19 protein-coding genes and 1 pseudogene are annotated in these 21,527 nt (G+C 34.7%); 7 read left to right on the top strand and 13 right to left on the bottom strand.

The window, feature by feature from the left end:
- Positions 1-7: 7 nt before the first annotated feature.
- The 5 genes from AC0L8O_RS07935 to AC0L8O_RS07915 all read right to left on the bottom strand — a co-directional run bounded on the left by AC0L8O_RS07935 (position 8) and on the right by AC0L8O_RS07915 (position 4,970).
- Positions 8-1,303: a phenylacetate--CoA ligase family protein gene (locus AC0L8O_RS07935; protein ID WP_473447208.1), complete on the bottom strand. Its 1,296-nt coding sequence runs from the start codon at positions 1,301-1,303 to the stop codon at positions 8-10.
- 34 nt (positions 1,304-1,337) lie between these two features.
- The gene (locus AC0L8O_RS07930; RefSeq protein WP_473447207.1) at positions 1,338-2,828 is read right to left on the bottom strand and encodes a hypothetical protein; all 1,491 of its coding nucleotides are present in this window, start codon (positions 2,826-2,828) and stop codon (positions 1,338-1,340) included.
- A 383-nt stretch (positions 2,829-3,211) separates the two neighbouring features.
- Positions 3,212-3,454: a hypothetical protein gene (locus tag AC0L8O_RS07925; RefSeq protein ID WP_473447206.1), complete on the bottom strand. Its 243-nt coding sequence runs from the start codon at positions 3,452-3,454 to the stop codon at positions 3,212-3,214.
- Between the two features lie 2 nt (positions 3,455-3,456).
- Complete coding sequence (locus AC0L8O_RS07920) at positions 3,457-4,023, bottom strand: hypothetical protein (protein ID WP_473447205.1); 567 nt, start codon at positions 4,021-4,023, stop codon at positions 3,457-3,459.
- Positions 4,024-4,334: 311 nt separating this feature from the next.
- Positions 4,335-4,970, bottom strand: a complete 636-nt coding sequence (locus tag AC0L8O_RS07915; RefSeq protein ID WP_473447204.1) for a DUF421 domain-containing protein — start codon at positions 4,968-4,970, stop codon at positions 4,335-4,337.
- A gap of 95 nt (positions 4,971-5,065) precedes the next feature.
- On the opposite strand from AC0L8O_RS07915, the pseudogene AC0L8O_RS07910 reads away from it, so the two are divergent.
- The 3 genes and pseudogenes from AC0L8O_RS07910 to AC0L8O_RS07900 all read left to right on the top strand — a co-directional run bounded on the left by AC0L8O_RS07910 (position 5,066) and on the right by AC0L8O_RS07900 (position 6,877).
- A pseudogene (locus tag AC0L8O_RS07910) lies at positions 5,066-6,213 on the top strand (DUF418 domain-containing protein).
- 101 nt (positions 6,214-6,314) lie between these two features.
- Entirely contained in the window at positions 6,315-6,497 is a 183-nt protein-coding gene (locus AC0L8O_RS07905) for a small, acid-soluble spore protein, H family (RefSeq protein ID WP_473447203.1), read from the top strand.
- Positions 6,498-6,667: 170 nt separating this feature from the next.
- Positions 6,668-6,877, top strand: a complete 210-nt coding sequence (locus AC0L8O_RS07900) for a cold-inducible protein YdjO-related protein (RefSeq protein ID WP_026560754.1) — start codon at positions 6,668-6,670, stop codon at positions 6,875-6,877.
- 61 nt (positions 6,878-6,938) lie between these two features.
- Here the strand turns inward: AC0L8O_RS07900 and proC are convergent, their stop codons facing one another.
- Entirely contained in the window at positions 6,939-7,739 is an 801-nt protein-coding gene (gene proC / locus AC0L8O_RS07895) for a pyrroline-5-carboxylate reductase (RefSeq protein WP_473447202.1), read from the bottom strand.
- A 345-nt stretch (positions 7,740-8,084) separates the two neighbouring features.
- On the opposite strand from proC, the gene AC0L8O_RS07890 reads away from it, so the two are divergent.
- Both AC0L8O_RS07890 and AC0L8O_RS07885 read left to right on the top strand, forming a co-directional pair.
- Positions 8,085-8,429 carry a YflT domain-containing protein gene (locus AC0L8O_RS07890; protein WP_473447201.1) on the top strand — a complete coding sequence of 115 codons (345 nt, stop codon included), beginning with the start codon at positions 8,085-8,087 and terminating at the stop codon, positions 8,427-8,429.
- 143 nt (positions 8,430-8,572) lie between these two features.
- Positions 8,573-8,995 carry a cupredoxin domain-containing protein gene (locus AC0L8O_RS07885; RefSeq protein ID WP_473447200.1) on the top strand — a complete coding sequence of 141 codons (423 nt, stop codon included), beginning with the start codon at positions 8,573-8,575 and terminating at the stop codon, positions 8,993-8,995.
- A gap of 111 nt (positions 8,996-9,106) precedes the next feature.
- On the opposite strand, the gene AC0L8O_RS07880 is transcribed toward AC0L8O_RS07885, so the two are convergent.
- The 4 genes from AC0L8O_RS07880 to AC0L8O_RS07865 form a co-directional block, all read right to left on the bottom strand.
- The gene (locus AC0L8O_RS07880; RefSeq protein WP_473447199.1) at positions 9,107-10,318 is read right to left on the bottom strand and encodes a DHH family phosphoesterase; all 1,212 of its coding nucleotides are present in this window, start codon (positions 10,316-10,318) and stop codon (positions 9,107-9,109) included.
- Positions 10,319-10,526: 208 nt separating this feature from the next.
- On the bottom strand, positions 10,527-11,036 hold the full coding sequence (locus AC0L8O_RS07875; RefSeq protein WP_473447198.1) for a GNAT family N-acetyltransferase: 510 nt from the start codon (positions 11,034-11,036) through the stop codon (positions 10,527-10,529).
- A 94-nt stretch (positions 11,037-11,130) separates the two neighbouring features.
- Positions 11,131-11,778 (bottom strand): helix-turn-helix domain-containing protein, encoded by a 648-nt coding sequence (locus AC0L8O_RS07870; protein ID WP_473447197.1) that lies wholly within the window; start codon positions 11,776-11,778, stop codon positions 11,131-11,133.
- Positions 11,779-11,780: 2 nt separating this feature from the next.
- A complete protein-coding gene (locus AC0L8O_RS07865; protein WP_473447196.1) occupies positions 11,781-11,984 on the bottom strand; it encodes a DUF6501 family protein in 204 nt (67 codons plus the stop codon).
- Between the two features lie 251 nt (positions 11,985-12,235).
- Between AC0L8O_RS07865 and shc the strand changes: the two genes are divergently transcribed.
- Together shc and AC0L8O_RS07855 are read left to right on the top strand one after the other, a co-directional pair.
- Positions 12,236-14,128 carry a squalene--hopene cyclase gene (gene shc, locus AC0L8O_RS07860; protein ID WP_473447195.1) on the top strand — a complete coding sequence of 631 codons (1,893 nt, stop codon included), beginning with the start codon at positions 12,236-12,238 and terminating at the stop codon, positions 14,126-14,128.
- 88 nt (positions 14,129-14,216) lie between these two features.
- Positions 14,217-15,119, top strand: a complete 903-nt coding sequence (locus tag AC0L8O_RS07855) for a superoxide dismutase (RefSeq protein ID WP_473447194.1) — start codon at positions 14,217-14,219, stop codon at positions 15,117-15,119.
- Positions 15,120-15,186: 67 nt separating this feature from the next.
- Here AC0L8O_RS07855 and AC0L8O_RS07850 read toward each other — a convergent pair whose 3' ends face one another.
- The 3 genes from AC0L8O_RS07850 to sucA all read right to left on the bottom strand — a co-directional run bounded on the left by AC0L8O_RS07850 (position 15,187) and on the right by sucA (position 21,054).
- Positions 15,187-16,533, bottom strand: coding sequence for a sodium-dependent transporter (locus tag AC0L8O_RS07850; protein WP_473447193.1), 1,347 nt, complete (start codon positions 16,531-16,533; stop codon positions 15,187-15,189).
- 304 nt (positions 16,534-16,837) lie between these two features.
- A complete protein-coding gene (odhB, locus tag AC0L8O_RS07845; protein ID WP_473447192.1) occupies positions 16,838-18,082 on the bottom strand; it encodes a 2-oxoglutarate dehydrogenase complex dihydrolipoyllysine-residue succinyltransferase in 1,245 nt (414 codons plus the stop codon).
- Positions 18,083-18,213: 131 nt separating this feature from the next.
- On the bottom strand, positions 18,214-21,054 hold the full coding sequence (gene sucA, locus AC0L8O_RS07840) for a 2-oxoglutarate dehydrogenase E1 component (protein ID WP_473447191.1): 2,841 nt from the start codon (positions 21,052-21,054) through the stop codon (positions 18,214-18,216).
- Positions 21,055-21,527 lie beyond the last annotated feature (473 nt).

Below are 21,527 nucleotides of genomic sequence, written 5' to 3'. Positions count from 1 at the left end.
TCACCCCCTATTCATAAACAACACGAACTGTTTTTCCTTGTGGCCGTGGAAGCTTATTAACAAATTCCAATTGAAATGGAATGCCTGAAGCAAATTCAAGTTTACTAGCTAAAGAATCAGCTAAATGTTCTGATGGTTCAACTCCATCAGCGAGTTCACAGCGCACATGAATGGTCTCATTATCACCATCACGAGTTAATACAAATTCAAACCAATTTCCTATTTCAGGCTCGCGCATTAAAAACTCCTCAAGATAAAATGGGGACAGAGAGGTTCCGTTGTACTTAATTTGATCTACTACCCTTCCGCGAAGATAGAACTTTGGCATTGTAACTCCACACGGACAGCTTTCCGACTCAATATAGCCAAGATCGCCAGTACGAAAACGAAGAATTGGCGTATCATAACGAAGAGCACTAGTTACAACAATCTCGCCAATTTCCCCTTCATCGAGTGGTTCACCTGTTTTTGGATCAACAATCTCCACAATTGCATGTGCTTGGGCAAGGTGGTAGCCATTATGGTGATCACATTCAATCCCAAGAACTCCGCATTCTAGACTTCCATAAAAGAAGTTAGCGGTAGCTCCCCAAAGATTTTCTAATCTTTGACGAAATGCCGGTGAACATCCTTCACCCGTAATCCAAAGTTTTTTTAATTGCAAACTTTGCAAATCAAAGTCCTGCTCAGCTGCTTCTTCAGCAAGTAACATAGCCCATGATGGAGTTGTTATAACGACATTTGGCTTAAGATCTTTTATCATTTTTAGCGTCTTCTTCGGTGTAGAATAAGCTCCACCTTTACCAGCAGGGATAACCGTTGCTTCACAGCCTTCCATGAACGTTTTATGAAAAGCTAATCCTGCTGCACTCATTTCATATGGCAGTGCATTTAAACAAACATCTCCGGGGTTGACCTCAAATAATTCCGGATATCTGGGAGCAAGATCGTGTAAATAGTAATCATTCCATGTGTACATCATATAGATTTCTTCTCCACCTGTTGTGCCTGTTGATACTTGCACAAGGGCGATATCTTTTTTATCACAAGTTAATAAAATATAAGGCTTTCCTCTTAATTCATCTTTTGTTAAAAATGGTAGCTTACTTAAATCACTTAGTTTTTTAATATTACCTGGTTTCACGTTTGCTTCATCTAGTTTCTGACGGTAAAACTCATTTTTTTCATATGCTTTTTTGACAATTTGTTTTAATGATTCAACATGATAGGTCTCAATCTGCTGTTGAGACATCTTATCTGGATGAACCGATCCATTAAAGAAGCGTTTGATCGTTAAAGGCATTCGTATCTTCTTTAACTTTTTTCAAATAAAGAACTCATATTTCTTCACCTACCTGGCTTGCTACTTGCTGAGCATAATGTGATTGTGGTGCTTCATTTATAAGAGTTTTCCATGTTTTCAACGCTTTATCTACAAAACTAGTTTTTTTGTAGAGATGACCTAAATCATAAAGCAGTTTTACATATTGTTCTTGTGTGATCGGGGGGTTCTCACTGTTTTGTTCATATGCTAATTTAACAGCTTTAAAGTCCCTTACTGCTTTGTCACTTGAATGGAAGAAACCTTCAGGTAAATTGTTATAGATGCATCCACGCAAATACTTCAATTCAGGATTATTGGATTTAATAGATGTTTTTAACATTTTTAATGCCTTTATCGTTTCTCCAAACATTTCCTGGGGATCACTAGCATATTTACCCATTAAAGCTACGGAGGCAGCATAATAGGTGTTCGCAATCTCACAATTTGGAAATCTCTTTCTCGCTAGTTCCCATACTTCCAAACTTTGCTTTGCAGCTATTCGACTCCCTTTCGCTCCCACCAAATGAATTTCTTTTGCTTTGCTGTACATTTTCTCTTGGGAGTAAACCGAGAAGATACGGATGTCAATTTCTTTATATGAATGAACATCTATTTTTTCTTGTATTCTATTTTTCAGTTCCTCACTTGGTTGCATTTTCAATAATTTATTCCAGATTTCCTGAGCATTTTCCAACATCTCCAGCTTTTCATAAGCGTATCCTAAATCAAATAGCAACTGGTGGTGAACTGCCAGCTCGGCTCCATCAATAAAGGGTGTATCTTTTAATAGCATTTCTATATCGCTAACTGCAATAGCAGCTCTTCTAAAAAACATCTCCGGTAAACGTAAACTATGTCTTGCTCGAATTAATCGAAGTTCACTTAAAGTCGGGTGTTCATTTATGAGAGAATCCATAGCTTTCATAGACTTTATAGCAGAGCCAAACATTTCATAGGTGTTAATAGAATCCCTCCCTATCATTGATTGAAGATCAATATAGGTCATTTCTACTTCTGGTTCGGTATTCGTTAACACAAATACTTCAAAAAATGATAGTGCCTCTTTCACTTCTTTTTGCCCACCATAAAGAGCATTTAGATAAATGTTTTTTGCTTCCTCTGTTAATCCTTCTCCAGTTGTCTCATTTACACTATTCATCATTTGAGATTGAGTTTCGCTCTGGGCTTTAGTGTTATCAGTTTGTTTGAATGCTTTTAATTTTTCTTGGTAGTTTTGCGCATTTTCATGTTGATTAAGACGTTTAAAAGCCCCAACTAAATTTTTCAAAATCTCAACATACTCTCTCTCTGATAAAATTGAGTTGTTAGATTCAAAAGCCTCTATTAAATACCTAAAATCCTCGATTGCTGTCGCTGTACGTTGAAAATATAATTCCGGTAACCGATAGGATACGTTTCCTCTTAAAATTCTTGCAGTAATAAAGTCCGGATTCTTTTCCACTACTTGATCTAATTGCTTTAAACCCTCTAACGCATATTTCATTTTATCCGTAACACTGCTTGCATCTCTAGCTAGTAGTGTTGTTGCACTTCCGAAGTAGGATTTAATTTTAAGGTCGTTTGGATGTTTCTCGTGTAAGTCTTTTAAGGCTGTATATGCCTTTTTTACAGAGAGCTTATTTCCTTTTATTCCCTCATCATGGTTTTTTATTGCTTCTTCTAATGGTGATAGATTTGCTTCTACTTCTGATTCTGCAATGTTTTTGATTGTAGTTGGTTTGGTCTCAGCTTTTTTTATTACAGGTTCTGTTATTCTCTTTGAAGATTCATTATCGTTTTTAGGGGTTGTTTTTCCTTTTACATTCCTAATCTTAGGATGATTCGGTACATATGTTGACTGTTTATCCCTGTCAACATATGTGTTTCTTAATTTTTGTTTTTGTTCAACGTTATTTTTTTCTCTTTGCTTTGTTTAGAGGGAAGATTTTTTTCTGTTTTTCTAGCTTCCAACAAGTGATTAATTATACTTTCTGTTGTTTTATTAGACATTTCCAAAATACTATTTGGGATAGGTAAACTTTTCAAAAACTGTTTATTGGAAGTGGGCAAATAACCGTTTCCTCTTGCTAGTTTTCTTAATAGTTCTGCATTTTTTTTATTATAAAGCAATCCTATTCACCTCCGTTCTTCCTTGCTTTTTCAATTAATTTTTTATATTTACTATTGTTCATCTTAAGGAGTTTCCCCCATATATTTTCAGCATTTTGATTGTCCCCTAAGGTTTTATAGGCACTACCTAAATTTAATAGAAACTCATTGTATTGCTCCTTTGAAATGTTGTTCCTATTATTTTCATATTCCTTAATTAGGAAATGAAAATCCTCAATTGCTGTTTTCGTTCTTTTAAAATACATTTCCGGAAGGCGAAATGCCACATTACCTCTTAACACTCTAATTTCACTATTATTCGGTTCTGCTTTGACAGCTTGATCAAGAACTTTTAATCCTCTCTTTGCAAGATTCATTTTTTCTATTAAATCTGGATGGTCTCTTGCAATTAGAGCGGAAGAACTACCAAAATAGGCATCAATAAGTGCATGATTAACAGTTTTTAATTTCACTTTTTTTAGTATTTCATAGGCTTTCTTCGCTGCTTGCTTATCACCATCTATGGCTTGTTGATGAAGTTGGATTGCTTCTTGAAACTCTTTTTTCCAATCTCCTTTACTATACGCCAAAACCTACCACCTCCTTTGGTTCGTATACTATTTTCTAGTTGACTCTTTTCTGAGTACATATACAACTTATGTGGCGGTCATCGTAAAGTGATAGACGAAAATGGAAATGAAGATATTTGATGATAGCGACCAAAATGGAAGCGTATACAAATTGTGTTTTTTGATTTTATTAAGTAAGTAGTCTATTCGTGCTTATTTTGGTCATTTAAACTTTTGCAGATATTACATTATTTGGAGATTAAACCAAAAACCTACCAACTTTTCTGATTGGTAGATTTTTCGTGTTAAAATATAGCCAGTACTTTGTGATATTACTGTAATTCTCGGGGTGGTTGAGGATTATTTTTATTTTTCACAACCTCAGTAAATAATGTCGTTGCCGATGAAGATGGAAGTTCTTGTTGTGTATTTGTAGCTGTTCTAATTGGGTGGATGCCCATCATTTGTTTTAGTTGTTGGATTTCTTCTAAGATGAAGGTGATGTCTTCTTTTGTTGCAGGTTTTTTTTGTTCCTTTAATTCAAATCCAACTTGTCCATTTGGTTCCAAGGTTGCATATTTCACATCATTCATATTAGTAACATTTGATTGCCTTAACTTCATTTCTAACAAATCAATAGATAAACGCAACTTTTTTAATTGATCAGTTTGTAATTTCCCATTATCTATTAACACTTTTGATTTTCCCGATATAAATTTTTCAAGCTTATCAGATTTTATCTGACTATATTCACCAATAACTAAGGTAACAACCAAAGTTAATCCTACAATTAATGTAGACCATACATTTTTTCCGACTAATGGCTGCACAAGCAGAGATCCAATTCCTATCATAATGACCACTTGGGAAAGAGTCATTTGAGAAATGGACTTTCGACCTGCAACTCTTAACAGGACCGTACCACCTATGACAATCACAACACTTTTCCATATCAAGTTCAAATCCATATATTTTGGAGGCCTCCCTATACAAAGGTTATTATTATTATTATCATCTGTGGAAGTTTATTTTTTATGCCAGAATAGGAAAGAAAGGGAAAAATATGAAAGCACAAGATCGAATCGTGTTGATTGATGTGATCCGGGGATTTGCTCTTTTGGGCATTCTTTTTATAAATATGAAAAGCTATTATTCTCCAGAATTTCTTCAATCATTATACAGGATCAACCCAAATGTAAAAGGGTTTGATAAAATCATTCATATTTTTTATCAAACATTTATCGAAATGAAGTTTTATCCTATTTTTTCATTGTTATTTGGTTTAAGCTTTTACCTTTTTTTACGGAATGGATTTCATGTACTTTTATATACTAGAAGAATGATGATCCTTTTTTTTATTGGATTGATACACCTTATTTTTGTTTGGTATGGAGATATTCTTCACGTTTATGCTTTAACCAGCATCTTGTTACTGTTATTTTATCAAGTTTCCAGTAAAACGATTTTATATTGGGGATTTGCATTATTAGCGGTTTATCATGTCTATATTAGCTGGAATTCCTTTTTACCAACCTTTACATTAATTGAAAAAAGTGATTATTCTAACATGCTTTCAACCTATCTTTCAATTTATAAGCAAAGTTCTTATTTTGAATGGGTTTTGTATAGGATAAATATTGAAGTCATACCTGTTTTGTTACAATTTCCATTCATTTTTGTTCCGGTGCTTGCATGGTTTTTATTAGGGTTATACATAGGGAAAGAAGGCATATACAAAAGAACCCCATCAAATTTAATTAAGGTTAAATTATGGTGGAAAATCAGTTTAATTGTTGCTCCTGTTTTTCTTATCTTGAGTTTATTGGCGCATATTTTTTTGCCTGGCACTATATATTTGTTGTCAAGTTTAAGTGGAATAGGTTTGACTATACTGTACATAACAAGTATTTATATCTTTTTTAATCACAGATTTGTTAAGAAAGTTCTATATCCTCTCCGTTATGTTGGAAGGATGTCGTTATCTAACTACCTTTTCCAATCTGTATTTCTAATCAGCTTCTTTCGTATTTTTGATCTTTATAACGAGATAAGTTTGAGTGAAGGGTTTATAATAACTATCCTTTTTTTCTTTTCCAACTCATTATTTGTAAATATTGGCTGTCTTATTTTCACCAAGGTCCGATCGAATGGATTTGGCGATCCCTTTCAATAAAAAAGATTAGCCCTTTTATAAAAAATACTGAGAAGTAAACAAACTAAATTATGCCGAGTTTGTTTATATTTACCTCTATGTGTATAAAAGTGAATCTTACAGGTAAAAATAAAATGATTATTTTTAGGAGGTAATTGAATTGGATATTAATCGTGTAAAGCAGATTTTATCATCTTCTGCAGATATAAAAGTCATGTATAACGGAACTTCTGTCTGGATTGACGAATTGCATGAAGATCAGGAGATGGTAACTTGTCATCTTAGAGGACCACTTGAAGAGAGAACTCAAGTAAATGTTGCAGAACTTAAAGAAATGGATTAATGCCTAATCGATTTGACTTCTTTTTCATTTTTTGTAGAGCTCGTCAGATATATCTTTTTTTTAAATTCACCAACGAAATATAAGGAATTAGTTAACAGTTATACATATTGTTAGAGAAAATGTGTATAATGTATGTAGTACTAAATCTCCTTACTGAAGGATGTGTTGATATGAGATTTCAACAACAAGTCGAAAAGCCACCAGAGGTTAACTTGAAAATATGGACTTGTGGTTCAGATGATTGTAACGGGTGGATGCGTGATAATTTTAAATCGAACGAAAATCCGGACTGTCCTTTATGTGGACACGCAATGGTTGAAGACGAGCGTACATTACCTGTATTGGAAAACTTTTCAGCAGTAAGCCAGAAAAAGGAATAATTTCATTATCAACAATATTTTAAAGCAGAAATCCCATGTTCACTACATGGGATTTTTCTTTTTAGTTCTCGCCTTTTGCTTTTTTATTAGTTGCAATAACAGCTTGTTGTAGTAAGTCAACAAAGTTACCGTTTCTTAATACGTTTATTCCTTCTGCTGTTGCTCCACCAGGTGTTGTGACCTGCTCTCTCAAATCCTTTGGAGAGTATTCTCCTTTTAACATCTGTACAGAGCCATTTACCATTTCGTTTACCAATTTTTCCGCTGTATCCCTTGAAACATTGTACCTTTTTGTTTGCTCAATTAAAGCTTCAACAAATAGGTAAAAAAAAGCTGGTGCACTACCCGTAATGGCTGTTAAATTGTGAATCTCTTCTTCTGAGCAATATTGTGATATGCCAATTGAGTTGACCAATAACTCCATTTGAACATGATTCTTTTCACTTACAAATGTTCCATATGTATATAAAGAAATAGAGTGTCCAACCATTGCAGCAGTATTCGGCATAATCCAGCCAACAGCCGTTCTTTCCGGTAGAAATTTCTCCATAAATGAGGGACTTACTCCCGCTGCTACCGTTACAACAAATTGCGAATTAATGTAAGGGCTTAATTTATTAAGAACTGCTTCATGCTCTGAGGGCGGAATCGCTAGAACGATCAGATCCACTTTATGAATGATATCATCGAATGTCTCAACTGGTTGGATTTGATATTTCATTGCCAATTCTTTCAGCCTCTCAACACTCTTCTGATTCGAAACATAAATTGAATTTATTTGTTCCCGGCTGCTTGCCGTTAAACCCGCAATGATTGCTTCAGCCATTCTGCCTGCCCCAATAAACAAAATAGAATGTTTCAAAAAACCGCCTCACTTTCTTTTGATATAACTTCTAAGATCGTCATATGAAAGTTTCAAGTTGCCAAAAATAAAAAAATAAAAAGACGTCTATAAATAGACGTCTTGCGTATTGAGGCGAAAACTGCACGCCACATCGTGCATTTAGCCTTCCGGCATGTTATTCGACTTACACAATTCAGCTCATCGCTCAATAAATATACCACAAACTAAAATAAATAGAAAGAGAAATCTTCTAATAACCATAAAATTTTTAATAGGAGGAAAAGACTATTTCAAATTATATGTGTTTAACGAACCCAAATTTGTGTTATTGAATACTATAAAATTTAAGGAGGAAGTAAACGTATGAAACCTTATATAGAAGAATTTCAAAATGAAGAACATTTAGAGCAAGCTGTGAATATGCTAAAAAGTAAAGGTGTACAAGCTACTGACCTCTATGTTTTAACACATGACGATGATCGGACGGAAAGAATCTCAGATAAAGCAGATACGAATTTAATTGGTGTAGAAGAAACCGGCTTGACAAAAACACTAGAAAACCTATTCGTTAAAAAAGGTGATGAGATCCGAAACAAACTTCATGAATTAGGATTTTCAACAGCTGAAGCTGAAATGTATGAGAAAAAACTTGATCAAGGGAAAGCTCTTTTAATTATTAAAAATCCCGAGCAATACCAACTTGTATAAGATAAATGGAGAGGATGGCCGAAAATGGCACATCCTTTTTTAAATTATGAAAAATTAGACAAGTTTCATCCTATCCTCTCATATAAATAAGGTAGACATGCTATTAGGAGGGTAAATATGAGGTTTGTGTTTATACGAAAGAAATGGATTTTTTTGTTGTTGCCGCTATCTTAATGGGAAGCTTATATTTTTTAACAACCGAAACAGTCCCAACGTTCCAAAGTACCCAAGCGACTAATGAAGAAATTACAATTAATATGGTCACTGGTGAATTTTCTACAACAACTGCTGATGGTAAAAAACTGGAGGCATATCGTTGGGATCCGGGTACAATTATGATTCCAAAAGATCAAGATGTTACCTTAAGGATATTTGGTGTAAATGGAGAGGAACATCCTTTTTATATTGAAGGAACAGATATAAAAGGCACAGTTAAAAAGGGTGAAGAAACAGTGATTCCTCTTAACTTTACGAAAGAAGGCACTTATCGTCTAATTTGTGACACCCACACACATGAAGGTCATAATGAAGTTCCTCCAATGATTGCTTATCTTGTCGTTGATTAATGAATAGGCACTTTTGATTTTTCAAATTTAAAATAAGATAAGAACCTGGTTTATTGTTCGGAAGTTACTCTTATCGTATCAATTCTTTTAGGTTAAAAGCAAAGCGGATAATCACGCTTTGCTTTTTGTCTGTTTTTTTTGTTTTGATTCATTGGAGTTTATTAAATAATGAATCAGCATGTCGTCTTTTGAAAGATATGCAGAGTATGTTCTTTTTATAAATCTTTCAGCCTCTTCAAAAGTTGAAAAGTCATCTGGTAGTAAATGATGATCTTTTTCTACCTGCCATTTATTTTCTTTACTTTTATATAACAAGAAATGTTTCTTCTCATAATTTTCATAATGAGCACATTGCTGTTTCAAATTCATTTTATTATGAGAATGATCCATTCTTAAGGGCTTTAAAGAGAATGTTTTGTCAATAAACTCTTGATATGCTTCTGGTGTTAATGAACAACCTGCTGCTTTTGCATGTCCTCCCCCACCGTATTGTGCAGCTATTTCAGATACGTCAATATGATCATGAATTGTTCGAAATCCCATCTTTTTATTCCCCATATTAACAATGGCAATACAATCAAGATGCGGATGCTCCTTTCCAAGCTCATTTCCTAATTCTGAGTGGTATGATTCTGCATGAACGACTCCAATACATTTGTCACCAATAAAAGTTTGTATCAATTCCCTTTTCTTTCTTTTTATGTATCGCTCTGTTTTCTTATCTTCAATTTCCAACAATTTTTCTTCAAACTCATTAAAAGAAAAAGAATCTTGTATAGAAAGTCGCTCTACCATACTTTGTTCAAACTCTTCAATAGATTGTAAAAATAAAAGGTCATTTAAATGTTTTGCATGAATATTCTTCTTTCTCTCCCATTCCCATGTATCATACTGTCTGACCAGTTCAACATATTCACTGAGAGATGAATGTTCTTTAAGGAGATTCTGTTTTTGAAGGTGCGAATAAAATAATGAAGTTGCAGATGCTAGCTTTCCCTTTGATTCCTCTACCCTGACATCTCCCCACTCATATTCGTTAAAATGCAAGGCTGTCTTATGATGATCTATTAATTGAACAAGTCCTCCTCTTTGAGCATATTTTTTTAATCTCATCTCGTTGTCCTTATTAACGGACAAATCAGTTATATATATTGTACATGAATGATTTTTGTCACTTTGTTCTTTCATTAATTGCTCTATATGATAATCAAGGCTATTTACTGAATGGTAATGGACATCTACAAATTCACCAAAAGCCAGTTTTGCAAGAATCCCACAACTGACACCATCCAAATCATTATGTGTTAATAATATATATCGCATGAGTCCACCTTCTCTATCCTTTGACATTTTCTTTCCTATATGAAGTATGTGTCTTAACGGCTTAACTATTCAAATACAAATCCACTTGTTTTTATTATCAAATTTATTCGTTACTCTTACTTTTTAGATACGTTTGACATTGTTAAAGTACAAAAAGGATACAAAATAAAGAACTGTATCCTTTCAGAGAAATTTTATACTTTTAGTGTTATTCAATAATTCTTTTTCCTAAAATAACTAAGTCTCTCTCCACGCCTTCCATATTAGCGATTTTCGGAAGATGTGCCCATCTCTCAAATGAATAATGTTCAAAAAGCTTGATACTTGGTGCATTATGACCAAATACAAATGCTAACAATGTTTTTATCCCTAGATTAGGACATTCTGAAATTGCTTTGTCCATTAAAATACGAGCATAGCCCTTACCATGTATGATAGGATCTAAATAAATACTAACCTCTGCTGTTGCATTATAAGCTGGTCTACCATAAAAGGATTGAAAACTTAACCAACCAACAACACCTCGATCTTCTTCTATTACCCATAAAGGTCTTTGGTGTGGGTTATGTTCATGAAACCAAGCTAACCGGCTTTCAACTGTTACCTCTTCCAGATCAGCTGTTGCAAGTTTACCGGGTATTGATGTATTATAAATTTCAACTATTCGTGGAAGATCTCCAATGTTTGCATCTCTGATTATATATGTTTGATCACACATTTTGTCATTTCCCTTTCTAAGTAGCCTTACAAATGTTCATCATGGATAGCTATTTTATTATCTTATTATAATTTAAAAACTTTATAAGATCATACTATTTTTTTGCATCTGGGATGAAAATAGTAGATATATTCCTTGCCTTTCTTTCATTAGATGGTTCATTATTTATGACTCTTAAAAAGACGTCTGACAATTCGGCGATAAATTCTTGAAATTCTTGATCTGATAAATAAATCATTGCTTGCCTAAAGCTAACCCCATCTTTAACTAAATCAATTTCGTCTTGTTGTAAATAAGCTTCATATTGACCTAATACATGTGTCATAAACGTTAAAAATAAATGTAAATGTTCGTCACGATTTAATTTTTGAATATCTCCTGTTGTTGAATGTTCTTGTTCATTTAAAGCGTAAAATTTTTCAACCGTTCCTCGAATTTGATTTTCCTTAACAACCTGAATCACATTTCCTTCTAATAGTTTATTTAGATGGCGATATAAAGTGGCCTGAGGAACTTCAGTTAATCTTTCTTGGATTTGCTGGACATTCAACTCTTTTCTTCCAATTAATGTTTGTACAATTTTCATTCGCACTGGATGAAGAATTAGCTTTGCTTTTGAATTCAATACTACAATCTCTCCCCACTCATTATTATTATCAATTATAATAATAATGAGTGGGATGTCAAACTGATGTGAGTAAACATAAAAAGGAATGGACAGTTTTTCCCATTCCTTTCTCAACGTTAAGCATGTTCAAAATAATCTTTATAGTAGCCGCCAACCTTGCCAGTATTGTCAATAACAAAGTAGAATTCTTCTGTTTCATTTTGAACATCATACTCTTCACCTGCAGTAAGTGCACGGTCAACCATGTATTTTGCTGCGTTTGTATGAACGCATTTTACTTTTTTTAATGCCTTTGATTCTTGCCATGTTTTATGTATCAAAGCAAATCCACCTTTCACATTCATTATGTTATATTCTATCCGATTCTTTCTAAAATGCCAATCAATGCAAGAAACTAATTTATTGAAGTATGCTCATTTCTAGAGAACGTATTTTTTAAACATAGAATTCGAGTGTGTTAAACATAATAGCAATGGTTTCGCTCCACAGTAATACATTGATACATATCTTCATTTCATCACACATATACAACTAACACCCTGCATAGCCTATGGTGAGGTGAAGAATAAATATGCTTACAAACAACAAACTTGATCAATCCATTTATTCTTTTGTAGACAAGTTAAAAAATACACAAAATAGTGACGGATCTTGGAAATATTGTTTCGAAGGTGGATTATTGACTGATGCGTTTATGATTATTACACTCAGAGCATTGGACAGAAAAAATGAGGAAAGTTTAATAAAGAATTTGACAGAACGATTACTTTTAACCCAATCCAAAGAAGGGACCTGGAAAGCTTACCCTGACGAAGAGGATGGTAATTTATCTGCAACGATACAAGCTTATTGTGCATTATTGTTCTCCGGCTTTATATCTCAGTATCATCCTGCTTTAAAAAAGGCTGAACAATTTATAAAAGAAAAAGGTGGTTTAAACAATGCGCATTTTATGACCAAATGGATGCTTGCTGTCAACGGACTTTACCCATGGCCAACACTCTTCTATGTACCTATGACATTTCTGCTTATTCCAGCATCGTTTCCTTTTAACTTCTACCAATTTAGTGCTTATGCTAGAATTCACTTTATCCCTATGATGGTGGCAGCAAACAAAAAGTTCACATTAAAATCTGCCTATACTCCCGCAATAAGCCACCTTTACAGACAACCTTCTCCACAGCACCTACTAAATCAATATCGCTCTCGCTCACTATTTATGAATGACATGAAAAAACTATTAACACTACCAGAATATTTGCATCGTCTAGGCTACCAGCGTGCTGAGAGATATATGTTAAAAAGAATAGAGGAAGATGGTACTTTATACAGTTATGCCAGCGCAACTTTTTTTATGATCTTTGCCCTTCTTTCACTTGGGTATAGTAAAAACTCCCCTACGATCGTCAATGCTATAAACGGTTTAAAACAATTAGTTTCTACTTCATGTAATGGAATTCATATAGAAAACTCAACATCCACAGTATGGGATACCGCTTTACTAAGTTATGCATTACAGGAAGCAAAAGTCTCTAATCAAGAAAAGATCATTCAACAAGCAAATTCTTTTCTACTTTCTAAACAACATACAAAAAAAGGAGATTGGAAGATTCATAATCCCAATGTTTCACCAGGAGGTTGGGGGTTTTCTCATAATAACACGATGATCCCTGATAATGATGATACATCCGCAGTTTTGCGCGCTATAACTCGTACAGCTATATTAAACGATAGAGATCGGAATGCTTGGTACAGAGGTGTAACCTATCTTCTTTCTATGCAAAATGCAGACGGAGGTTGGGGAGCTTTTGAAAAAAACACAGACCTGGAGTTACTTACTCTTATCCCCCTAGAGAATGCAAAGGACGCAGCTATCGATCCATCAACACCCGACTTAACCGGCAGAACACTTGAGTTTTTAGGTACTTATGCAGGATTATCTAAACAACATCCAAGCATTAAAGCTGCGATTAAATGGTTGGAAAACAATCAAGAAAGAAATGGCTCCTGGTATGGAAGGTGGGGTGTTTGTTATATATACGGTACATGGGCTGCAGTTACTGGAATGATAGCTGTCGGCGTATCTGCTAATTCCCCTGTTATACAAAAGGCGATTCATTGGTTGGAATCCGTTCAGCTTGATACTGGAGGTTGGGGAGAATCCTGTATAAGCAGTATCAAGAAAGAATATACACCACTTCTCTATAGTACACCATCTCAAACTGCTTGGGCTCTAGATGCATTGATACAAAGTAATGCATACGTAAAGGAATCTGTAAAAAAAGGAATTGCTCATTTACTCGATCGTTCTTCCTTTTCACAAACTGCGCTATCTTATCCCACTGGTATAGGGCTACCAGGGCAATTTTATATTCATTATCATAGCTATAATGATATATTTCCCCTGTTAGCCTTGGCACATTACCGAAAAAAAATAATGACTCATTCTACTGTAAATTCCTAACCACTACGGTAATGTCAAAGAAAAAAATCAACCCTTTCAATTTTTTTGCATATATTGTCTAGGACTGCTGTCTAGGAGGCGATTTTACATGTCAGAGCAATACATGACATCAATGAAAAAATGGTGTAATGATATTTTAAAGAGTTACGATGATTCAATTCAGGATTTAAGAAGCAAACATGATATAACGAGTTTAGAATCATGGAAAAATGAACTTTTACACCTGCAATATGAACTTAATGAAACATCAAACCTGGACCCTAATGATGTTTATCAACGTGCAGACGAATTATTTACCCAATTTGAAACATATTTTGATTCTGAAGAGCGTCAGGAGAATGTGCGAATACAAAATCAGAAGAAAACTGTGCCTATAGGAGGTCATACACTCCCTCCGTTGCCATACGCCTATGATGCATTGGAACCATATATTCAGCAGGAAATTATGCGCTTGCATCACGATAAACACCATCAAAGCTATGTCGATGGATTAAATAAAGCCGAAAAAGAAATGCAAAAGGCACGTAAAACCGGAAATTACGAATTAATTAAACATTGGGAGCGTGAAGCAGCATTCCATGGAGCCGGACATTACTTACACACTATATTCTGGTCAATCATGACACCTAATGGCGGCGGAAAGCCTTCGGGAATGCTGATGAGGGAAATCAACCTATCGTTTGGAAGCTTTGAACAATTCAAACAGCATTTTTCTGAAGCAGCTAAAAACGTGGAAGCAGTTGGCTGGGCTATTTTGGTTTGGTCACCTCGAGCACAGCGATTAGAAATTCTTCAAGCAGAAAAACACCAAAACCTGAGTCAATGGGATGTTATCCCACTTCTAACGCTTGACGTATGGGAACATGCTTATTATCTTCAATATAAAAACGATCGAAAGAAATATGTTGATAATTGGTGGAATGTTGTCAATTGGAAGGAAGTTGAAAGACGTTTCCATGAAGCACAACAAATAAAATGGAATCCCTATTAATGACCAATTACTTATTATAGAAAAAAAGGGTAACTTTAAAAATTTTTAAAGCTACCCTTTTCGTACATCAAATGATCCCTAGTACATCTAAAAATACAACAATAATAACAATAGGAGAAACGTATTTTAAAAGAAGATACCAACAAGTAAATATTTTTTTACTTGTAGTTGAACCATTCTGAAGCTCTTCAAACAGGTCTTTTTTAGTAATCTTCAATGGAACAAATACCGCAATTAATAACGCACCTAATGGCATAAGCATATTACTAACCAAAAAATCAGCAGCATCAAAAATAGACTTTCCAAATATAGTTATATTTGAAAGCACACCATACGATAATGCTGAGGGGATTCCTACAGCAAAAATACATAAGCCTACAACCCATGAAAATAACTTTCTTTTCTTTTCATTCCCTTTTGATATAGGTGCAACAATAATTTCAAGCATTGAAAAAGCAGAAGTTAAAGTTGCAAATAAAAATAATAATAAAAAAGCAACTAAAAAAATAGTGCCAAATGGCATTTGATTAAAAACAGTTGGAAGTACGTTAAATAATAAAACAGGACCAGCATCCGGTGCTAATCCGAATGAAAATACAGCAGGAAAAATTGCTAACCCTGCTAATAAAGCTACTAATAGGTTTAGCCCTACTATTGATATTGCAGATTGGGGGAGGTTTTCATTCTTAGATAAATAAGAACTATATGTGACCATAACCGAAACACCAACACTTAATGCAAAGAAGGATTGTCCCATTGCATATAAAACTGTTTCAGATGTCACCTTTGCAAAATCAGGCTTTAAGAAAAAGATAATCCCTTCCATAGCACCATCTAGTGTAACTGATCGAATAATGATAAAAATAAATAAAATAAAAAGGGCAGGCATCATAAATTTACTTGCTTTTTCAATGCCGTTTGAAACTCCTTTAGACACTACATAGCTCGTAATAAGCAGAAAAATCAACTGAGCTACTACTGTTATAATAGGATCTGAAATACTTGCTCCAAATAATTCTCCATACTCCTGCTCAGTTAGTCCACTTAATTGACCTGTTAGAGCTTTTACCAAATAAATGAGGATCCATCCCCCTACAACACTATAAAAAGAAAGCAAAATAAAGCATGTGACGACGCCCAATCTACCAATTAGATGCCAGGGTGAATTTGGGGCAATTTGTTTATAAGCTAATATCGCATCACTTTTTGTACTCCTGCCAATAATAAATTCACCAAGTAAGAGCGGCAATCCGACTAATAAGGTAAATAAAATAAAAATTAGGAAAAAAACACCCCCACCGCTTGTTCCAGCAACATATGGAAATTTCCATATTGCTCCAAGGCCAATAGCTGAACCTGCTGCAGCAAGTATAAACGTGATTTTTGACGACCATTGTTCGACTGATTTACTCACTTCATCACCTCTAATGCAAACTTTGTTTGTTACGAATGAATATATTTATTAAAAGGAAAATTCTTATGACTTTTAGTATCAATCCATCACAAACATTATATAAGTCTACATTTTAACATTTTACTAACATAATTTAAATTGTATTTTAAAAATATTCTTTCAGTTTTGAAGTTGACATAGTACTGTTATATAAGCATTGAAAGATAACACTATATGTCTTATCCATTATAGTGAAATTTTTCCAATAAAAAAAGTTGGCACCCTTCTATCAGTGCCAACCTTCCTATTGTAATATTGTAATAGCTTAGCCTTCTAGTAATAATGATTCTGGATCTTCCAGCAATTCTTTAACCGTTGCTAGGAAGCTAACTGCTTCTTTACCATCAACAATACGATGATCATATGAAAGTGCAATGTACATCATAGGACGGTTTTCCATTCTATCTTCATCAATTGCAACAGGTCGCAATTGAATTTTATGCATACCGAGAATTCCTACTTGTGGACCATTTAAAATTGGGGTAGATAATAGTGATCCGAATACTCCCCCATTCGTAATTGTAAAGGTACCACCTTGAAGATCACTTAAGCTTAGTTTATTGTCACGTGCTTTCTTTGCCAGGTTTAGAATTTCCCCTTCAATCCCAGCAAAGTTTAATCGATCTGCATCACGAACAACAGGTACAACCAAACCTTCAGGTGCTGATACTGCAATACCTATGTCATAGAACTTTTTCATTAAAATCTCGTTCCCTTGGATTTCGGCATTTAATAATGGGAATTGTTTTAAAGCCGCTACTACTGCCTTTGTAAAGAATGACATGAATCCTAAACGAACATCATGCTGTTCATAGAATTTATCTTTTCTACGTTTACGAACTTCCATAACAGCGGACATATCAACTTCATTAAAGGTTGTTAGCATTGCAGCAGTTTGTTGTACCTCCACTAAACGATTAGCAATTGTTTGACGTCTTCTAGACATCTTAATTCGCTCAACCGGTTTACCAGGTACATCTTCCTGAGCAGAAACAGCAGGTTTTGGTGCAGCAGGTTTCGGAGTTGCATCCTGTTGTTGCTGATTTGGTACATCTTTACCTGAGAAGGACTCAACATCCTGTTTTCTTACTCGACCAAGAGGATCAATTGTTTGCACTTGTTGTAAATCTATCCCACGCTCTCTTGCAAGTTTACGTGCTGAAGGTGAAGCAATTGGTCTTTGCTTTTTCTCATCTTTACCTTCTGCTTCTTGTACAGCTTCTGGTGCCTTTCCTTCTTGCTTCACTTCCTCCGGTTGTGAGCTAGAAGTTTCTCCACTCTCATCAATTACCCCGATTGTCTCTCCAACTTGAACAGTATCACCTGATTCTTTGTGCAGCTCTTTTAAAACTCCAGAAAATTCAGCAGTTAATTCAACGTTTACCTTGTCTGTCTCAACTTCTAGGAGATATTCGCCTTTCTCAACAGCATCCCCGGGTTGTTTAAGCCATTGTGCAATTGTTCCTTCAGTGATAGATTCTGCTAGTTCTGGTACTTTAATTTCAGCCATGTGTCGGTTCCCCCTTGAGCACTTGCTTTTGTAAGAGTTTCGCTCATACAGTTGATACATAATAGAAGCGATTTATTGATCATTAGCAAGTTCCGCATTTTTAAATTTAGTCAATTCATAAATGGTCAATATTATTTATTCCAAGTCAAAGCTTCTGTTACAATACGTTCTTGATCCTTCTTATGAATATTAGGATCACCTTCTGCAGGACTTTGTCTTCTTCTTCTGCCAATATATTTCACTGGAATACCTTCCGGTGCAATTTCTCTCAGCTTAGCATCGATGAAGGTCCAAGCCCCCATATTTTGCGGCTCCTCCTGAACCCAAACGATTTCTTCAAGAGAAGATAAATTTTCTAATATCGAAAGGATTATTTTCTTAGGGAATGGATATAATTCTTCCACTCTCAACATATGCACCCAGTCTTGATTTCCATCTAAGGAATTTAATTTATCCGTTAAATCAGTAGCAATTTTTCCTGAACATAGAACAAGTCTTTTCACTTTTTCTGGAGAATGCCCAAGACCCGGTTGTTCAATAACAGGCTTGAATTCACCTTCACATAATTCATTTAAATCTGAAACCGTTTGTGGATTTCTTAACAAGCTCTTCGGCGTCATGATAACTAGCGGTCTGACCTCTTCGCGTTTTAGCAAATCAGCCTGTCTGCGTAAAATATGAAAATATTGTGCAGCACTTGTTAAATTTGCTACTTGCCAGCTATCTTCTGCAGCAAGCTGTAAAAACCTTTCAAGTCTTCCACTGGAATGCTCTGGCCCTTGCCCTTCAAAACCGTGAGGTAATAGCATGACGAGTCCGGATTTTTGTCCCCATTTTGCACGACCTGCTGCAATAAACTGATCAAAAAATACTTGAGCAGCATTCGCAAAGTCTCCATATTGGGCTTCCCATAAAACCAATGTCTCTGGAGCGTACACATTGTAGCCATATTCAAAGCCAATAACCGAACCTTCAGATAATGGACTGTTATGAATAGCAAATGATGCTTTAGCATCTGACAGTTTGTGTAAAGGTGAGTAAAACTCCCCAGTATTGACATCGTGTAAAACGATATGTCTTTGAGCGAATGTTCCGCGTTGTGAATCTTGTCCAGTTAAACGAATTGGTGTTCCATCAGTAAGGATTGATGCAAATGCTAACGCCTCACCAAGTGCCCACTCTACTTTACCTTCTTCTTTAAGACCATTTGCTCTTCTTTCTAAGATTCTTTGCAGTTTAGAAAAAACATTGAAATTTTCCGGCCATTTTACCAACTCGTCATTTAATTTTAGTAACTTGTCTTTGTTAACAGCTGTTTGTAACGCAGGAAGTCCACTGTTAACAAACTTTGGTAATTTAATTACGTGAGTTTCAGCAGCTTTTTTATCTGGAACCTTTTGATATGCTTTCTCAAGAGTTCCCTGCACTTCATCATTGATCTTTTGAATATCGTCTGATTTAAGCACATTCTCATTTTCAAGTGATTCCGCATACAATTTACGTACCGTAGGATGTTTGCGTACTTTTTCATATAGCTGAGGCTGTGTCATTGACGGTTCGTCCATTTCATTATGACCGAATCGACGATAACCAATGAGATCAATTAAGAAATCACTTTTGAATTTTTTACGGTACTCCATTGCAATATAAACAGCTGCAATACATGCTTCAGGATCATCAGCATTTACATGAACTATTGGAATTTCGTACCCTTTTGCTAAATCACTTGCATATTTTGTAGAGCGAGAATCACGGCTTTCTGTCGTAAACCCAATCATATTATTTGCAATAATATGGATTGTACCACCTGTTTGATAGCCAGTTAGTTTATTTAAATTAAGAGTTTCTGCAACAATTCCTTCACCAGGAAAAGCAGCATCTCCATGAATCAAGATAGCCATCGCATCATTAACACTTTGTTTAGGATAACCTTTCTCTGTGCGAACTTCTTGTGCAGCACGGGTGTATCCTTCAACAATAGGATCGATGAATTCTAAATGACTTGGGTTATTAGCCAACGTTACTTTAGCTCGACCAGTGCTCTCATCCATGAATTGCTTGTTTGCACCAAGATGATACTTTACATCCCCACTCCAGCCATAGTTAATGCCAATCGATCCTTCTGAAGGTACTAATTCCTTATTTGGTGCATGTTGAAACTCTGAAAAGATAATTTCATATGGTTTTCCAAGCACGTGGGCCAAAACATTTAATCGTCCACGGTGTGCCATTCCAATGTTAATTGTATCCGTACCTGCTTCAACAGCATTTGAAATCAATTCATCAAGAACAGGAACAAGCATATCTAGTCCCTCAATCGAGAAACGCTTCTGCCCTACAAATGTACGATGCAGAAATTGTTCAAATCCTTCTACTTCTGTTAATCTCTTTAAAATCGAAATCCGCTTTTCTTTGGACAGATTTTTAAAGATTGTACCCGACTCAACCATTTTAAGAAGCCACGTCTTTTCCTCGTAATTATGTACATGGCTGAACTCAAAAGCAATAGAACCTTTGTATACCTCTTTTAAGTACTGGTATGCCTCTAGTCCATTTGAAACATGTGCTGGAACATCCTCACATAGAAGGTGTACAGGAATATACTTTAAATCTTTTTCTGTTAAATCATATTCTTCAAGTTGCAAAAATTCATTTTTCTCAGCAGTATCTCCAAAAGGATACACAGCAGCATATAAGTGACCATATCTACGGATATTAGTTACAAGTTTTACTGCTTCTGCTACTTTTTTCATTTTATCAGCTGAAATTGTTTCACCTTCAGCTAATGTTTGTTGATTATTAGATTTCATTTGTATAGAAGGAGAACCCCAGTTATCAAATATTTCTTTTAATTCTATATCAATAGAATTTGGATCAATTTTATATTGATCATATTGTTCCATGATATAGCCGAGGTTTGGACCATGGAAGTCTTCCCAAGGGAAATTTTTCTTACTTGTGCCTACTGCCATCTTACATTACCCCCAAAGATTCATAAGTGATCAGAAAAATATTTCTGATACGCAGGTGAAAAAAATATTATCCTACGATATTAACCACTCTTACGAGTATAGTAGTATGATATTAAAACGCTTCCAATGTTATTTTAACATTGGTGTCTACACATTCCAAGATAGATGATTGAAATATTTTAAAAAATTTGGTCCTTTTTTCAATATCTTTTCTTAGCGCTCTCAATTATTTAAATAATTGGAATTATCAAACAATACCTTCTCTTCCTTACATCTATCATACTACAAATCCTTGGAAAAAAAGTACAATTTTTATTATTTTAGAGTAAATTATGATAAATTTTTCTATGTCCAAGTGTACTTAAAAATAGAATCATTATTGATCTATTTTTAAGATTAATTTAGGTAGTACCTATCTCGAAAAAAGAGACAAAATCATACTTAAGATTTTGTCCTACTTTAAAATAATTATC

The organism is Metabacillus sp. KJ11-3 (assembly GCF_055808295.1).
Note: the sequence above shows the minus strand (reverse complement) of the source record. Positions and strands in the feature narration are given on the sequence as shown.

Excerpts from the sequence above, each read along its gene's own strand:
- AC0L8O_RS07930 (WP_473447207.1), bottom strand. The coding sequence starts at position 2,828 with ATGAAATATGCGTTAGAGGGTTTAAAGCAATTAGATCAAGTAGTGGAA.
- shc (WP_473447195.1), top strand. The coding sequence starts at position 12,236 with ATGCTTACAAACAACAAACTTGATCAATCCATTTATTCTTTTGTAGAC.
- AC0L8O_RS07855 (WP_473447194.1), top strand. The coding sequence starts at position 14,217 with ATGTCAGAGCAATACATGACATCAATGAAAAAATGGTGTAATGATATT.
- AC0L8O_RS07880 (WP_473447199.1), bottom strand. The coding sequence starts at position 10,318 with ATGCGATATATATTATTAACACATAATGATTTGGATGGTGTCAGTTGT.
- AC0L8O_RS07935 (WP_473447208.1), bottom strand. The coding sequence starts at position 1,303 with ATGCCTTTAACGATCAAACGCTTCTTTAATGGATCGGTTCATCCAGAT.
- AC0L8O_RS07900 (WP_026560754.1), top strand. The coding sequence starts at position 6,668 with ATGAGATTTCAACAACAAGTCGAAAAGCCACCAGAGGTTAACTTGAAA.
- AC0L8O_RS07885 (WP_473447200.1), top strand. The coding sequence starts at position 8,573 with ATGGATTTTTTTGTTGTTGCCGCTATCTTAATGGGAAGCTTATATTTT.
- AC0L8O_RS07875 (WP_473447198.1), bottom strand. The coding sequence starts at position 11,036 with ATGTGTGATCAAACATATATAATCAGAGATGCAAACATTGGAGATCTT.
- AC0L8O_RS07890 (WP_473447201.1), top strand. The coding sequence starts at position 8,085 with ATGAAACCTTATATAGAAGAATTTCAAAATGAAGAACATTTAGAGCAA.
- sucA (WP_473447191.1), bottom strand. The coding sequence starts at position 21,054 with ATGGCAGTAGGCACAAGTAAGAAAAATTTCCCTTGGGAAGACTTCCAT.
- odhB (WP_473447192.1), bottom strand. The coding sequence starts at position 18,082 with ATGGCTGAAATTAAAGTACCAGAACTAGCAGAATCTATCACTGAAGGA.
- AC0L8O_RS07915 (WP_473447204.1), bottom strand. The coding sequence starts at position 4,970 with ATGGATTTGAACTTGATATGGAAAAGTGTTGTGATTGTCATAGGTGGT.